This window comes from Streptomyces sp. RLA123 (genome assembly GCF_056270165.1).
This window is the reverse complement of sequence record NZ_JBWDOR010000003.1, coordinates 4,740,739-4,755,530: the sequence shown is the minus strand read 5'-3', so window position 1 is coordinate 4,755,530 and position 14,792 is coordinate 4,740,739. Positions and strand designations below refer to the sequence as shown.

Sequence of the window (14,792 nt, the reverse complement as noted above, 5' to 3'; positions counted from 1 at the left end):
GGTCACGTCGTGTCGCGGATCAGTAGCCGAAGGCACGCGCCGTGTTGGCGCCGATCGCCGCCGCGACCTCGTCCTCTGCCGCCTTCCGCACCTCCGCCATGGCACGCACCGTGATCGGAACGAGATACGGAGCGTTAGGCCGACCGCGGTACGGCACCGGGGTCAGAAAAGGCGCGTCGGTCTCGACCAGAAGCAGTTCGGAAGGGGCCACCGCCACCGCGTCGCGCAGGTTCTGGGCGGACTTGTAGGTGAGGTTGCCGGCGAAGGACATGTAGTAGCCCTTGTCCGCGCAGGTCCGGGCCATCTCCGCGTCGCCGGAGTAGCAGTGGAAGACCACGGTGTCCGGCGCGCCCTCCTCGTCGAGGATGCGCAGCACGTCGGCGTGGGCCTCGCGGTCGTGGATGACCAGGGCCTTGCCGTGCCGCTTGGCGATGTCGATGTGGCGGCGGAAGGAGTAGTGCTGGGCCTCGACGCCCTCGGGCCCGGTGCGGTAGTAGTCCAGGCCGGTCTCGCCGACTCCGCGGACGTGCGGCAGCGCGGCCAGCGTGTCGATCTCGGCGAGCGCGGCGTCCAGCGCGGCGGTGCCGCCCGCCTCACGGGAGCCCTGGCGCGACCACCCTCCGGCAGGCTCCCCGTGCACGATCCGCGGCGCCTCGTTGGGGTGCAGCGCGACGGCCGCCCAGACGGTGTCATGGGCCGCGGCCGCGCGGGCCGCCCAGTGGGAACCCTTCACGTCACAGCCGACCTGCACGACGGTGGTGACACCGACGGAGGCCGCCTTGGCCAGCGCGTCCTCGACGCTGCCCTCCTGCATGTCGAGGTGGGTGTGCGAGTCCGCCACCGGGACCGCGAGCGGCTCCGGGAGGGGAGGGGCGGCGGACCCGTCCTTGCGCTGGTCCTTCTGCTGGCGTTCGGGCTTCTGGGGCATGCCCCAGATCCTAGGCGGCGGCCGTGACGGCTACGCCGGGTCCCGCCTGCGGTGGAGCAGGTGCAGCGGCGACCAGTGCCGGCCGCGGCGCTCGGCGCCCTCGGAGGGGGCGGAGGCGGCGACCGGGCGCCGGGGGGCGGCGCAGGGAAGGGGGCCGGCCGTCGCGGTGCTCGACCATGTGCCGGTCACATCGGACACCTGTCCGGCCCGCATGATGCGGACCTTGTGGCCCTCGCACCCGACGCACGTGGGGCGGGTCAGCGGGGACGGGACCCGCTTGCCCTCCACCATGTACCAGACGAGTTCGCGGCCCTGGGCGTCAACGTGGTGCTCTATCTCGTACGCCTGCTCCCAGCCGCGACCGCAGCTGATGCAGACGAAGGCGTACGCCTCACGAACCGTGCCATCGGTTCCGATGGTCTCGCTCATGGCAGCTCCTGTTGCCCTCCGGACGAGGCGTCCGGAGCGGGACTTCCCACTACAGAGAACGCCCACGAAGGCGCCGGTGACAGCGGGGGTGCCCTTTCTTGAGCCAGTTTTGGGGTGTATGTGGCACAGGGCCGATCTACGGCCCGGAAGCTTTCCCTCCCCTACGATAGGACTTTGCGAAGCGCCGTGTTTAGCCCTTTGTGGGTGGGTTCGTCGCCGCGTGCTTGGCGGACACCACGGCGTCGAAGACCTCGCGCTTGGGCAGCCCCGCGTCGGCGGCCACGGCGGCGATCGCCTCCTTGCGCGGCTCCCCCGCCTCCTCGCGCACCTGCACGCGGCGCACCAGTTCTGCCGGGTCCAGCTCCTGCGGGCCGGTCTCCGGGGCGCCCTCGACGACGATCGTGATCTCCCCGCGCACACCGTCGGCGGCCCAGGCCGCCAGTTCCTTCAGCGGCCCGCGCCGGACCTCCTCGTACGTCTTGGTCAGCTCGCGGCAGACGGCCGCGCGGCGGTCCGCGCCGAAGACCTCGGCCATCGCGTTCAGGGTCTCCGCGAGGCGGTGCGGCGCCTCGAACCAGACCAGCGTGCGCCGCTCGGCCGCGGTCTCGGCCAGCCGGGCCCGGCGCTCGCCCGCCTTGCGGGGCGGGAAGCCCTCGAAGCAGAAGCGGTCGACGGGCAGGCCGCTGAGCGCCAGCGCGGTGAGCACGGCGGACGGCCCCGGCACCGCGGTGACCCGCAGGTCCCGTTCGACGGCGGCGGCGACCAGCCGGTAGCCCGGGTCGGACACCGAGGGCATCCCCGCGTCGGTCACCAGCAGCACACGCGAGCCGTCCTCCAGGGCGCGGACCAGCTCCGGCGTCCGGGCCGACTCGTTGCCCTCGAAGTAGGACACGACCCGCGCGGTGGTCGTCACGCCGAGCGCCTGGGTGAGCCGGCGCAGCCGCCGGGTGTCCTCGGCGGCGATGACGTCCGCGGCGACCAGTTCGGCCGACAGCCGGGGCGGTGCGTCGGTGACGTCTCCGATGGGGGTGCCCGCCAGCACGAGTACGCCTGCGTCCGCCGGTCCTGTCGATGTGGTCACCGCCCCAGTCTCCCACCCGGTCGGACACGGCCGGACCCTCGGATGGCCCGGTCCTCAGCGCATCCGCAAGCCGCTTCCCTACGATGGCCCGGTGACGAGTGACACGGCTACGCAGGCATGCCCGGCCGAGGACGCCGAGAACGCCTCCCCCGAGCCGGCGGAGCAGGACTCCTGGCAGCGGCGGCTGCGCCGCTTCGGCCATGTGGACCGTCCGCGTACGAGCCTGCGCGAGCGGCTGGTCCCGCCCTTCCCCGAGCCGGGGACGCGCGCCTGGTCGGCGCTGCGGGTGGGCCCGGTGCTCGCGAACCGGCTGGCCCGCTGGTCCGCCTGGGGCGGTCCGCTGCTGGTGGCGCTCTTCGCGGGCCTGATGCGGTTCTGGAACCTGGGCAGCCCGCACGCGGTGATATTCGACGAGACGTACTACGCCAAGGACGCCTGGTCACTGCTGCAGTACGGCTACGAGGGCAGCTGGCCCGACAAGGCCAACGGCCAGATCCTGTCCCGCCCCCCGACGATCCCGCTGTCGGAGGCGCCGTCCTATGTCGTCCACCCGCCCGTCGGCAAGTGGGTCATCGCCTCCGGCGAGTGGATCTTCGGGCTGAACCCCTTCGGCTGGCGGTTCGCGATGGCCGTCCTGGGCACCTTGTCGGTGCTCATGCTGTGCCGCATCGGGCGGCGGCTGTTCCGCTCCACCGCGCTGGGCTGCCTGGCCGGCGGCCTGATGGCGGTGGACGGCCTGCACTTCGTGATGAGCCGCACGGCCCTGCTGGACCTCGTCGTCATGTTCTGGGTGCTGGCCGCCTTCGGCTGCCTGCTCATCGACCGCGACAAGGCCCGCGCCCGGCTCGCGGCAGCGCTGCCGGAGGGGCGCGCGGACGACCACGTCGCGTCCTTCGCGTGGCTGGGGGTGCGGCCGTGGCGGATCGCGGCCGCGGTCTGCCTGGGCCTGGCCGCCGGCACCAAGTGGAACGGCCTGTACGTACTGGCCGCCTTCGGCGTCCTCACCGTGCTGTGGGACGCCGGCGCCCGCCGTGTGGCCGGCGCCCGCCACCCCTGGCTGACCGCCTTCTGGCTGGACGGCCTGTGGGCGGGCTTCTCCATGGTGGCCGTCGCCGTCGGCACCTACCTGCTGTCCTGGCTGGGCTGGTTCACCACGGACAAGGGCTACGACCGGAACTGGGCCAAGGGCGACGGCGGGTTCCTCTCCGACTCCTGGGCGGCACTGCGCAGCCTGTGGCACTACGAGACGCAGGTCTACGACTTCCACGTCAATCTGCACTCGCCGCACACCTACCAGTCCAACCCCTGGAGCTGGCTGGTGCTGGGCCGGCCCGTCTCGTACTTCTACGAGTCCCCCAAGGAGGGCCAGGACGGCTGCACCGCCGTCGGCGGCTGTGCGCGCGAGGTACTGGGCATCGGCACACCCCTGCTGTGGTGGGCCGCGTGCTTCGCCCTGCTGTACGTGCTGTACCGCTGGGCGTTCCGCCGCGACTGGCGGGCCGGGGGCATCGCGTGCGGTGTCGCGGCCGGCTACCTGCCCTGGTTCCTCTACCAGGACCGCACGATCTTCCTCTTCTACGCGGTCGTCTTCCTGCCCTTCCTGTGTCTCGCCCTGGCCATGATGCTGGGCGCCGTCCTCGGCCCGCCGGGGGCGGGCGAGCAGCGCCGCCTGTGGGGCGCGGTGGGCGCCGGCACGCTCGTGCTGCTGATCGTCTTCAACTTCATCTACTTCTGGCCGCTCTACACCGGGCAGACGATCCCGATCGACGCCTGGCGGCACCGGATGTGGCTCGACACCTGGATCTGAGCCGCCCGCGCGGTCAGCAGCCGGGCCCGGTGAGCCAGGGGCCGAGGTCGCGGACGGTGTCCTCGACCAGGGCGGCGACGAACTCCCCGACGGGGTCGGCGGCATCGTCGGCATGGCCCGATCGCCCCGGGCGGACGGCGGTGAAGGTGTCCATGGGCGCGGTGCCCGCGTCCTCGCCGTCCCGGCCGTCGCCGCCGTTCGCGCCGTCCCCGCCGTTCGCGTCCTTGGTCCCGTTCACGGCCGGCTCCGGGCGGGCGGGCCCGCCCGCCGGACCCGCGGGCCGGTGCGCGACCGCGCCCGAGCGGTCGCGCGGCGCGGCGGCGGACCCGCCGCCGCAGTCCAGGCCGGCGCGGTCGGCCCGGACGAGGCCGAAGCGGACACCGCTGCCGGTCGCGGGAATGGGCTGGGAGCACGCGCCGAGCCGGGCGAGGGTCTGCCCGGGCGCGCCGGTGCACACGCCGCTGCTGCGGCACAGGGCGGCGGTGGCGCTGACGAAGCCGGTGGCCATGCTGGTGCCGGACAGGGACGCGTAGGTGTTGTCGGGGTACGTCGAGATGATGTCGTCGCCGGGGGCGGCCACGTCGACCCAGTCGCCGCGGGTGGAGAAGTACGCCAGGGAGTTGTCGGGGGAGGTCGCGGCGACCGAGATCACCTCGGGGTAGCCGGACGGGTACTGCCGCGCCGTCGTGCCGTCGTTGCCCGCGGCCCCGACGAGGGTGACCCCGGAGGCGGCGGCGATCTGCACCGCCGCGTGCAGCAGCGGGCTGTCGTCGGGCGAGGTCAGGCTCATGTTGACGACGCCGATGTGGTGCGTCGCCGCGTTGGCGGCCACCCACAGCAGGCCCTCGGCGACCTGGGAGACGGTGCCGGTGCCGTCGTCGTCGAGGACCTTGACGTTCCACAGCCGCGTGCCCAGGGCCTCGCTGGCGATACCGATGCCGTTGTCGGTGACGGCCCCGATGATCCCGGCCAGGTGGGTGCCGTGGCCGTAGTGGTCGTCCGTGGTGGCGCTGTCGGAGAAGTTGACGGCCCCGGCGACCACGCCGGCCAGGTCCTCGTGCTGGGCGTCGATGCCGGTGTCCAGGACGGCCACGGCGACGTCGTTGCGGGCGCCGCAGGTAGGGGCCCTGACCGCGAACAGACCCCATTGGCGGTCGGGGGTGTAGAAGGGATCGTTCGGCACGCAGGCGCCCACCGCCCCCGCGAAGGGCACGCGGTCCTTGCCTGGCGGGACGCCGTCCTTGCCGGGCGTGGGCCGTGCCGCGCCGCCGGGCTTCAGCGGCGGGATCACCGCGACCCGCTCCGCACGCTCGGGGGCGTGCACGATCGCGTCCCGCACGACGGCGCTGACCAGGCGGTTCCCGCGGAGGGCGGCGGCCTGGGCCGCGGTCGCCCGGATCGTGTACGCCTTCAGCGTGCGGCCGCCGGCGGCGACGTCGTAGACCCGGCCGACGGTGGCGTGGTGCGGGCGGGCGTGTTCGGCGGCCAGCGTACGGACGTCGCCCGCCGAGTCCCTGAGCATCACGATCCACTGCGAGGCCGGTCCTTCCGCCGCGCCCGCCGTGCCCGGCACGAACGCCGAGAGCAGCGCCCCCACCACCAGGGGGGCCGCCACGTCCGCCCTGCGTGCCCACGTCAAAGACCGCCTGGTCCGCATGCCCACTCCCGTCACACCGGCGCGCCCCTCGCGCGTCCATCGAGACCGGGAACGTACGACAATCCGACTGTCTTACTGATCTCCCACACCGGGAGCGGACCCCCGCCCACTCCGGCGGGTCAGTGCCGGGCCGTTTTGCGGCCTCTCCGCACGCGCCCTAGCGTGGAAACGCTCACCCCCTCACGGGGAACACCTCATATGACCAGCCCCGACGACAAGGCAATCGATGCGGCCGCTGCCGACGCCGGCGGCGGTACAACGCTGGCGCTGGTCGACGCCGCGGGACGTCTGACCCGGTGGACCGACAGCGCGAGACGGCTGCTGGGTTACCGGGCGGAGGAGGTGCTGAGCACCCCCGCCACCGGCCTGCTCGCCGCGGCGGGCGACCTGCCCCACGGCTTCACCGGCGAGTGGTCGGGGACGGTCGGGCTGCGGCACCACGAGGGCCTGCCGTTCCCGGTGGGACTGCGGGTCTCCGCCCTGCCCGGGCGCGACGGGGAGATGGACTGGCTGGTGTCGATGACACCACCGGACGCCGCGGTGCTGGAGTCGGTCGGCGAGGCCTGCCCCTTCCCGATGGCCGTCTGGGACGCCGACCTGCGCATCACCTGGCTCAACGACGCTTTGGCGCGGGCCTACGGGATGCCCCGCGAGCAGCGGCTCGGGCGCCGGCTGGACGAGTCGCCGCTGTACCGGAACACCCGCGAGGTCACCCGGCTGCTGCGCAAGGTGCTGGACACCGGGGTCCCCGAGATCGACCACGAGCTGGAGCAGCTCGACCACTACCGCCACCGGGCCTACGCCCTGTCGGTGTTCCCCGTCGCCAACGCCCGCGACGGACGGCCGGGGGTGTGCTCCCTCAATGTGGACGTCACCAGCAGCCGGCGCACCCGGGAGCGGATGACCCTGCTGAGCCGGGCGAGCCGCCGCATCGGCGCGCACCTGGACATCATGCAGACCGCACAGGACCTCGCCGACGTGCTGGTGCCGGTGCTCGCGGACTACGTCACCGTCGACCTGGCGGAGGCCGTCGAACTCGGCGACGCCCCGCTCGCCCGGCTCGGCTCGGCGCAAGGAGCCGTCCCGGCGTTCTTCCGCGCCGGGCAGATGTCGATCCACGAGGATTTCCGGGAAGCCCTCTGGCCGCGCGGGAGCGCCGTCTTCGTCCCGCCGGACTCCCCCTTCCTCAACGTCCTGTCCTCGGGCCGGTCCCATCTGGAGACCGTCCTGGAGACCGGCCCGGGCAACTGGCTCGACCACGACCCGCCGCGCCGGGAGCGCATCCTGACCCTGGGCATGCACACGTTGCTGATCCTGCCCATCCACGCCCGCGACGAGATCCTGGGCATCGCGGTGATGATCCGCACCGAGAACCCGCTGCCCTTCGACGAGAACGACCGGACGCTCGCCGAGGAGCTGGTCAGCCGGGCGGCGCTGAGCCTCGACAACGCCCGCCGCTACACGCGCGAGCACACCGCCGCTCTCGCCCTCCAGCGGGACCTGCTGCCGAGCGACCCGGACGGCGGCAACGCCGTCGACGTGGTGTCGCGCTACCTGCCCTCGGACGCGGAGGGCGGCGTCGGCGGCGACTGGTTCGACGTGATCCCGGTGTCCGGCGCCCGGGTGGCCCTGGTGGTGGGGGACGTCGTCGGGCACGGCATCAACGCGGCGGCGACCATGGGCCGGCTCCGCACCGCCGTGATCACCCTCGCCGCCCTGGACCAGCCGCCCGACGAACTGCTGACGAACCTCGACGAGCTGTTCGTGCGCCTCAGCGAGGAGTCCGACGGCCGGGCGCTGCCCACCGCGCTCATGGGGGCGACCTGTCTGTACATGGTCTACGACCCGGTGACCCGGTGCTGCGTCGGGGCGCGGGCGGGCCATCCGCCGCCCGCGCTCATCGACCCGGTGTCGGGCGAGGTGTCCTTCCTCGACATCCCCTCCGGAGCGCCGCTGGGCATCGGCACCCGGTCGTTCCAGCCGGTCACGCACCACCTGCCCGAGGGCAGCGTCCTCGTCCTGTACACCGACGGCCTGGTGGAGACCCGCGAGCACGACATCGACCACGGTCTGGAGCGCCTGCGCCAGGCGCTCACCCGGCCACCGGGGACCGGCCTGGAGGAGCTGAGCGCCCTGGCGGTCGGCACACTCGGCGATCACCGCCAGGACGACGACGTGGCGGTGCTGATCGCCCGCACCCGGACGCTGTGTCCCAGCCGATTCGCCACCTGGGCGATGCCGCGGGACGCCGCGGCGGTCGCGGGCCTGCGCGCCGCGGCATCGCGGACCCTCACCGCCTGGGGCCTGGAACGCCTGGTGCCCGCCGCGGAGCAGATCGTCGGCGAACTGCTCGCCAACGCCGTGCTCCACGGACTGGCGCCGATACAGCTGCGGCTGATCCGCGACCGGGTACTGGTCTGCGAGGTCTTCGACAACGGGTGCTCCATGCCGCGGCGGCACAAGTCGTCGTCCGCCGACGAGGCGGGACGCGGCGTGGCCCTCGCGGCGGCGCTGTCCTCACGCTTCGGCGTCCGCAGTTTCCCGGAGGGCAAGAGCGTGTGGGCGGAGCTGGAGTTGCCTGCCGGGTACACCGGCCCGTCGTGCTGAGGGCCGTACCTGCCGGTGACGGATGGTGCAGCCGTGACCGAGAAAAGCCCCCGTTGTCACCCGTGAAGCGTAGAGTGCGCTTGCTGCACAGCTTTTTGAACGCGTTCAGGGGGATCACGGGGAGGGTCGGCCATGCGCCGAGGCGTCAAAGTGGGGATCATCAGCACGGTGTTCGCGGGCATGCTGGGAGCCGCGGGCTACGGTGCCTACAACGTCTACCAGGGGTTGAACGGCAGCGGGGGCGGGGGCTTCACGACCCAGGCCGCACCCGTGGAAACGGGGCCGCCGTCCGCGGCCGAGGTACGGCAGACGGCGACCGCCTTCCTGGCGGCCTGGGCCAAGGGCGACGCCGCAGCGGCGGCGAGCCTGACCAACGACGCCACGACGGCGAGGGACGCACTGGCCGGCTACCGCACCGAGGCCCATGTGACCCGGGTGAAGCTGACGCCCGGCACACCGGTGGACCGAGTGGTTCCGTTCAATGTCGTCGCCACGCTCTCCTACGGCGGCAAGACCTCCACATGGAAGTACGGCTCCTCGCTCACGGTCTTCCGCGGCGAGACCACGCACAAGCCGCTGGTGGACTGGGAACCGTCGGTCGTCCACCCGAAACTGACGGCAGGTCAGTCACTGGCGACCGGTGAGGCCGCCTCCCCGCAGGTGGTCGTGGTGGACCGTTCCGGCAAGACCCTGGACGCCGCCAAGCTCCCCTCGCTGGCCTCCGTGCTGCCGCAACTGCGCGAGCGGTACGGCAGCAGGCTGAGCGGCGGCAAGCCCGGCATCGAGACCTGGGCGAACGGCCCCGACGGTCCCGGCCAGACCCTGCACACCATCGCCGCCGGCACCCCCGCCAAGCTGCACACCACGCTCGACGCGGGCCTCCAGGCGACCGCGGAGCAGGCCGTCAAGAACAAACCCCAGTCGTCGGTCGCGGCGGTGCAGGCGAGCACGGGCGAGATCCTGGCGTTCGCCAACAACCCGCCCACCGACAACAACAACGCGTTCAACGCCCAGGTGGCACCCGGCTCCACCTTCAAGGTCCTCACGGCGACGGCCCTGCTGGAGAAGGGCGTCAGCCCCGGCACCGCCGCGCCGTGCCCGGCGACCGCCAACTACAACAACGGCAAGATGTTCCACAACGTGGAGAGTTCGTCCGATCCCTCGGCGACCTTCCAGCGGGACTTCGCCATCTCCTGCAACACCGGGTTCATCAAGCTCGCGGGCAACCTCAGCGAGTCCTCCGTGCCCACCGTCGCCCAGCGCTACTACGGTTTCGGCCAGACCTGGAACGTCGGCGTCCCCGCCTGGGACGGCCGCGTGCCCGGCGGCAGCGGCGACGAGATGACCGAGGAGATGATCGGCCAGGGCCAGATCCAGATGAGCCCCCTCAACATGGCCGCCGTGGCCGCGACCGCGGACACCGGCACCTTCCACCAGCCCCGGCTGGTCTCCAAGAGCCTGATCGGCGAGCCGCTCGCCAAGGCCGGCAGCTCGCTCCCGTACGGCGTGCGCGGCAGCCTCAAGTCGATGATGCGGCTCACCGCGTCGAGCGGCACCGCCGCCGGGGCGATGAGCGGCGTATACGGGGACGTCGGCGCGAAGACCGGTTCGGCGGAGGTCGGCGGCCAGGAGAAGCCGAACGGGTGGTTCCTCGCCTACCGCAACGACATCGCCGCCGCCGGCATGGTGCTGGAGGGCGGCCACGGCGGCGACTCCGCGGGGCCGATCGTGGCGGCCGTGCTCAGGGCCTCTTCGTGATGGTTTGACGTCCGGCCCCCGCCTCGGGCCGGCGTTCCGCGCATGCCGACCCCAGCCGCTGCCCACCCCCGGTTCGCCGAAGCCCTCGCCGGACTGGGGCTCCAGGTCCCCGTGCGCTCCTTCCCGGACGCGACCCGCACCGCGGCGCAGGCCGCCGAGGCGATCGGCTGCGAACTCAGCCAGATCGTCAAGTCGCTGATCTTCCAGGCGGACGGCGCCCCCGTGCTCGTCCTCATGGACGGCGCCTCCCGGGTCGACGTCGACCTGGTCCGGGCCGAACTGGGCGCGGCGGCCGTCCGGCGCGCCGACGCCGATCTGGTGCGCGAGACGACGGGGTACGCCATCGGCGGCGGGTGGTTGGCCAAGGTTCGTCATTCCTCTGAGCCACATCTGAGTTTCGGGGTGCGGCCCGGCCGGGCTGGACGGGTGTCCGAGGCACGGCCGTCCTCTGCGCTCCCACCGGGGATCGGGGGCGGGGGAGGTGGGGCACCTGCATGTGCTGTCCGAAATGACCGGCCCCGGAGGCCCCGAATTCGCATCCACGAAACGCGCGTCAGGGCGCCCGGGGCACGGGTCACGGGGAACGGGGAAAGAACCTCACCCGGGCTCCCGGTCCAGCACACGCCGGAAGCCGGCGTTCTGGATGAGGACGCCCCCGTCCACCGGCAGCACGATCCCCGTCACCCATGCCGCGTCCGCCGACGCGAGGAACGCCACCGCCGAGGCGATGTCGTCCGGCTCGCCGACCCGCCCCATGGGGTAGTTCTCCGCGATGCGGTCGAGGTCGTCCTCGCGGCCGGCCCACGCGGGAGTGCGGACCGTGCCCGGGGCGACGAGGTTGACGCGGACGCCGCGCGGCGCGGCGTGCACCGCGAGGGTGCGGGTGAGGGACGCGAGGCCCGCCTTGGCGGCGCTGTAGGCGTGGTTGCCGAAGTTCATGTGCCCGTTGACGGAGCCGATGCTCACGATCGCGCCGCGCCCGCCGGCCTCCGCCAGGTACGGCAGGGCCGCCCGCGCGCAGCGCATCGCGCCGGTGAGGGTGACCTCGATGTCCTCGTACCAGTCCGCGTCGAGGAGGTCCTCGAACAGTGTGGGGTCCACGTGGCACGCGTAGGCGTTGTTGACCAGGACGTCGAGCCGCCCGAAGCGCTCGACGGCGTGGGCCATGGCCGCGTCGACCGCGGCCTGGTCGGCGACGTCGCAGGCGACCGCGTCGGCCACACCGTCGCCGTCCGTCTGTTCCGTGAGCGCGGCCGCCGTGGCGGCGGCGCGCTCCCCGTCGAGGTCGGCGAGGACGACCGAGGCGCCCTCGGACATCAGCCGCCGTGCGGTGGCCGCGCCGATGCCCTGGCCGCCTCCGGTGACGACGGCGACGTGTCCTTCGAACCTGCGCATGCGCGCATCCTTCCGCCGCTCGAGGGACCGCATTTCGTCACGCGCTCCCTCTCGCCCCCCTACTCGCGCGTAGCGTAACGTGCACGCACACCAAAAGGGAGCGGAGAGGCACACCCATGGCGCTGGACGCGGACGTCGTCGTCGTCGGAGCGGGACTGGCCGGGCTGGTCGCCACCGCTGAACTGGCCGACGCGGGCAGGAAGGTGATCCTGCTCGACCAGGAGCCGGAGTCCAACTTCGGGGGGCAGGCGTTCTGGTCGTTCGGCGGCCTCTTCCTCGTGGACTCGCCCGAGCAGCGCAGGATGCGCATCAAGGACACCCGCGAACTGGCCCTCCAGGACTGGATGGGCACCGCCGGCTTCGACCGCCCCGAGGACGACTGGCCGCGCAAGTGGGCCGAGGCTTACGTGGACTTCGCGGCCGGCGAGAAGCGCGCATGGCTGCACGCGCAAGGTCTGCGCTTCTTCCCGCTGGTCGGCTGGGCGGAGCGCGGCGGCTACCTGGCCACCGGGCACGGCAATTCGGTGCCGCGCTTCCACATCACGTGGGGCACCGGGCCGGGGGTGGTGGCGCCGTTCGCGCGCCGCGTGCGGGAGGCCGTCGCCAAGGGCCTGGTCGAACTGCGCTTCCGGCACCGCGTGACGGCGCTGACGACGACCGGCGGCGCCGTGGACGGCGTGGCGGGCGAGGTGCTGGTGGACAGCGACGCCGAGCGCGGCCGGCCGAGTTCGCGGGAGGTCCGCTCGGAGTTCCGGCTCGGGGCCCAGGCGGTGATCGTCACCTCGGGCGGCATCGGCGGCAACCACGACCTGGTGCGCAAGGCGTGGCCGGAGCGGCTCGGCACGCCGCCGGGCAAGCTGCTCTCCGGCGTCCCGGCGCACGTGGACGGACTGATGCTGGGCGTCGCCGAGGAGGCGGGCGGCCATCTCATCAACGGCGACCGGATGTGGCACTACACCGAGGGCATCGAGAACTGGAACCCGATCTGGGCCCGGCACGGCATCCGCATCCTGCCCGGCCCGTCCTCGCTGTGGCTGGACGCGACGGGCCGGCGGCTGCCGGTGCCGCTGTTCCCGGGCTTCGACACGCTCGGGACGCTGGAGCACATCATGCGGACCGGCCACGAGTACACGTGGTTCGTCCTCACCCAGAAGATCATCGAGAAGGAGTTCGCGCTGTCGGGCTCCGAGCAGAACCCGGACCTGACCGGCAAGAGCGTGCGCGAGGTGCTGCGCCGTGTGCTGCCGGGCGCGCCCGGCCCGGTGGAGGCGTTCAAGGAGCACGGCGTGGACTTCGTCGTCGAGAACGACCTGGCGGCCCTGGTGCGCGGAATGAACGCGGTCACGAAGGACGATCTGATCGACGAGGACGCGCTGCGGCGCGAGATCGTGGCCCGCGACCGGGAGATCACCCACACCTTCACCAAGGATCTCCAGGTCACCGCGATCCGCGGGGCCCGCAACTACCTCGGCGACAAACTGAGCCGCACCGCGGCCCCGCACCGCCTGCTGGACCCGAAGGCCGGACCGCTGATCGCGGTGCGGCTGAACATCCTGACCCGCAAGTCGCTCGGCGGCCTGGAGACGGATCTGGACAGCCGGGTGCTGCGGGCCGACGGGCAGCCGCTGCCGGGTCTGTACTCGGCGGGCGAGGCGGCCGGCTTCGGCGGCGGCGGGGTGCACGGCTACCGCTCGCTGGAGGGGACGTTCCTCGGCGGCTGCATCTTCTCCGGTCGCACCGCCGGCCGCGCGGCGGCCGCGGCCACCGCCTGAGCGGCGGCGCGCTTTTCCCCTTGCCCGGCCGTACCGGTGTACGACCCCGGTCCGGGGACGCCGCGCGCGGGAGGCACCATGGAGGAGAGCAGTAGCGGCGGCGCAAGGCGGGAGTACGGGCAGTGGTGGACGTCCTGGGTGCGGTGGCGGACGGTTTCGAGCCGGTCCGGGAGGCTTTCGTCCGGAACTTCGAGGAGCGCGGGGAGCTCGGCGCGGCGGTGACGGTGTACCGGGACGGCCGGAAGGTCGTGGACCTGTGGGCCGGTGCCGCGGACGGCGACGGGGCCGGGAGCCCCTGGGCCAGGGACACCGCGCAGGTGGTCCGCTCGGCGACCAAGGGTGTGGCGGCGGCGTGCCTGCTGCTGCTGCACCAGCGCGGGCAGCTGGATCTGGACGCCCCGGTCGGGTCGTACTGGCCCGAGTTCAAGACGGCCGGCAAGGAGCGGGTGACCGTGCGCGACGCCCTCGCGCACCGTGCGGGCGTGCCCGCGCTGGACACCCCGCTCACCCCGGCGCAGGCGACGGACGGTGTCAGCGGCCCGCGCGCGCTCGCGGCACAGGCGCCGTTCTGGGCGCCCGGGAGCGACCACGGCTACCACGCGATGACCTACAGCTGGCTGATAGGCGAGCTGGTGCTGCGCGCGAGCGGCGGCCGGTCGATCGGCCGCTATGTGGCGGAGGAGATCTCCCGTCCGCTGGGCCTGGACCTGTGGGTGGGTCTGCCGGCCGCGCAGGCGGCGCGGGTCGGCCGGATCGCCGCGATCGTGGCCCCGCAGGCGCCGCCGGCGGCGGGGCTGCGCGCGCGTCCCAAGCGCAGCGTGAGCGAGGCCTACGACGACCCGCGGTCGCTGACCCGCCAGGCGTTCGGCGCCATCGACCCGCTGCCGGACGAGAACGACCCCGCCTACCGTGCCGCGGAGCTCGCGGCGTCCGCGGGGATCGCCACCGCGCGCTCGCTGGCCCGCTTCTACGCCGCTCTGGTCGGCGGCCTGGAGGACGGCGGCCCACGGCTGTTCGCCCCGGCGACGCTCACCTCGGCGCGCACGGCCGAGTCCGAGGGCCCCGACCGGGTCCTGGTGGTGAACACCCGCTTCGGCCTGGGCTACATGCTGCACGGCCCGTCCTCGCCCTTCCTGTCCCCCGCTTCCTTCGGGCATCCGGGACGGGGCGGGTCGCTGGGCTTCGCCGACCCGGACGCCGGGATCGGCTTCGGCTACGTCACCAACGGCATGCAGAAGAACGTCACCGCCGACCCGCGCGCACAGGCGCTGGTGCGGGCGGTACGGGCGTGCCTGCGCTGACGCCGGGCGGAAGAGGCCGGTGACCCCCGGCGGACCCCGGCAAAAGTTGCCCGCTCT

The 14,792-nt window shown here is 73.2% G+C and carries 10 protein-coding genes and 1 pseudogene; 6 read left to right on the top strand and 5 right to left on the bottom strand.

Annotation, left to right across the window (positions count from 1 at the left end; all coding sequences use genetic code 11):
• Window positions 1-19: 19 nt before the first annotated feature.
• From RV983_RS21675 to rsmI, 3 genes are all read right to left on the bottom strand, one after another.
• The gene (locus RV983_RS21675; RefSeq protein WP_475987406.1) at window positions 20-928 is read right to left on the bottom strand and encodes a TatD family hydrolase; all 909 of its coding nucleotides are present in this window, start codon (window positions 926-928) and stop codon (window positions 20-22) included.
• A 30-nt stretch (window positions 929-958) separates the two neighbouring features.
• Window positions 959-1,357, bottom strand: coding sequence for a hypothetical protein (locus RV983_RS21670; RefSeq protein WP_475987405.1), 399 nt, complete (start codon window positions 1,355-1,357; stop codon window positions 959-961).
• Window positions 1,358-1,547: 190 nt separating this feature from the next.
• Complete coding sequence (gene rsmI, locus RV983_RS21665) at window positions 1,548-2,438, bottom strand: 16S rRNA (cytidine(1402)-2'-O)-methyltransferase (RefSeq protein ID WP_475987404.1); 891 nt, start codon at window positions 2,436-2,438, stop codon at window positions 1,548-1,550.
• Window positions 2,439-2,529: 91 nt separating this feature from the next.
• On the opposite strand from rsmI, the gene RV983_RS21660 reads away from it, so the two are divergent.
• Window positions 2,530-4,245 (top strand): dolichyl-phosphate-mannose--protein mannosyltransferase, encoded by a 1,716-nt coding sequence (locus RV983_RS21660; protein WP_475987403.1) that lies wholly within the window; start codon window positions 2,530-2,532, stop codon window positions 4,243-4,245.
• Between the two features lie 13 nt (window positions 4,246-4,258).
• Here the strand turns inward: RV983_RS21660 and RV983_RS21655 are convergent, their stop codons facing one another.
• On the bottom strand, window positions 4,259-5,902 hold the full coding sequence (locus RV983_RS21655) for a S8 family serine peptidase (protein WP_475987402.1): 1,644 nt from the start codon (window positions 5,900-5,902) through the stop codon (window positions 4,259-4,261).
• Window positions 5,903-6,100: 198 nt separating this feature from the next.
• Here RV983_RS21655 and RV983_RS21650 point away from each other — a divergent pair, with 198 nt between their 5' ends.
• The 3 genes and pseudogenes from RV983_RS21650 to RV983_RS21640 all read left to right on the top strand — a co-directional run.
• Entirely contained in the window at window positions 6,101-8,509 is a 2,409-nt protein-coding gene (locus RV983_RS21650; protein WP_475987401.1) for an ATP-binding SpoIIE family protein phosphatase, read from the top strand.
• A gap of 132 nt (window positions 8,510-8,641) precedes the next feature.
• On the top strand, window positions 8,642-10,267 hold the full coding sequence (locus RV983_RS21645; RefSeq protein WP_475987400.1) for a penicillin-binding transpeptidase domain-containing protein: 1,626 nt from the start codon (window positions 8,642-8,644) through the stop codon (window positions 10,265-10,267).
• Between the two features lie 42 nt (window positions 10,268-10,309).
• Window positions 10,310-10,618, top strand: a pseudogene (locus RV983_RS21640) (YbaK/EbsC family protein); the annotation flags it as partial.
• Between the two features lie 246 nt (window positions 10,619-10,864).
• Here RV983_RS21640 and RV983_RS21635 read toward each other — a convergent pair.
• Window positions 10,865-11,662, bottom strand: coding sequence for an SDR family NAD(P)-dependent oxidoreductase (locus RV983_RS21635; protein WP_475987399.1), 798 nt, complete (start codon window positions 11,660-11,662; stop codon window positions 10,865-10,867).
• 116 nt (window positions 11,663-11,778) lie between these two features.
• On the opposite strand from RV983_RS21635, the gene RV983_RS21630 reads away from it, so the two are divergent.
• Together RV983_RS21630 and RV983_RS21625 are read left to right on the top strand one after the other, a co-directional pair.
• Window positions 11,779-13,434, top strand: a complete 1,656-nt coding sequence (locus tag RV983_RS21630; protein WP_475987398.1) for an FAD-binding dehydrogenase — start codon at window positions 11,779-11,781, stop codon at window positions 13,432-13,434.
• Between the two features lie 122 nt (window positions 13,435-13,556).
• On the top strand, window positions 13,557-14,735 hold the full coding sequence (locus tag RV983_RS21625; RefSeq protein ID WP_475987397.1) for a serine hydrolase domain-containing protein: 1,179 nt from the start codon (window positions 13,557-13,559) through the stop codon (window positions 14,733-14,735).
• The last annotated feature ends 57 nt before the right edge of the window (window positions 14,736-14,792 follow it).

Bases quoted from the DNA above. Each gene is read 5' to 3' on its own strand.
- RV983_RS21675 (WP_475987406.1), bottom strand. From the start codon at position 928: ATGCCCCAGAAGCCCGAACGCCAGCAGAAGGACCAGCGCAAGGACGGG.
- RV983_RS21670 (WP_475987405.1), bottom strand. From the start codon at position 1,357: ATGAGCGAGACCATCGGAACCGATGGCACGGTTCGTGAGGCGTACGCC.
- RV983_RS21655 (WP_475987402.1), bottom strand. From the start codon at position 5,902: ATGCGGACCAGGCGGTCTTTGACGTGGGCACGCAGGGCGGACGTGGCG.
- RV983_RS21650 (WP_475987401.1), top strand. From the start codon at position 6,101: ATGACCAGCCCCGACGACAAGGCAATCGATGCGGCCGCTGCCGACGCC.
- RV983_RS21645 (WP_475987400.1), top strand. From the start codon at position 8,642: ATGCGCCGAGGCGTCAAAGTGGGGATCATCAGCACGGTGTTCGCGGGC.
- RV983_RS21635 (WP_475987399.1), bottom strand. From the start codon at position 11,662: ATGCGCAGGTTCGAAGGACACGTCGCCGTCGTCACCGGAGGCGGCCAG.
- RV983_RS21630 (WP_475987398.1), top strand. From the start codon at position 11,779: ATGGCGCTGGACGCGGACGTCGTCGTCGTCGGAGCGGGACTGGCCGGG.